The sequence below is a fragment of the Pantoea sp. SIMBA_079 genome (assembly GCF_046940275.1).
Lineage (GTDB): Bacteria > Pseudomonadota > Gammaproteobacteria > Enterobacterales > Enterobacteriaceae > Pantoea > Pantoea borealis.
Genome location: NZ_JAWRYR010001044.1, coordinates 1 through 228, shown reverse-complemented (window position 1 = coordinate 228; position 228 = coordinate 1). Strand labels below are relative to the sequence as shown.

Genomic DNA, 228 nt, shown 5'->3' with positions numbered 1-228 from the left:
CAATCAAGTGGGAAGTTATCGTGCGAACGGCGGCACGAAAACCAACGGACCGATGAAGGCCGTTGTCCGAGGTGGAAAAAAGGAAGCAGCGGCAGGATCGGGAACGCGAAACAATACCAGTTTCAACGACGCCATGATTATTCCGCCGACACGGCGATATTTGCGCAATTTTGAGCCTGCGCCGCTTTCCGTCTGGCCCATTGCCACCAAACCGTTTTCTGAAGCACA

At 53.9% G+C, this 228-nt stretch carries 1 protein-coding gene; it reads right to left on the bottom strand.

What is annotated here, in order from left to right:
* Positions 1–15: 15 nt before the first annotated feature.
* The coding region (locus SB719_RS23105) for a hypothetical protein (RefSeq protein ID WP_412160183.1) at positions 16–228 on the bottom strand (213 nt) is incomplete at its 5' end.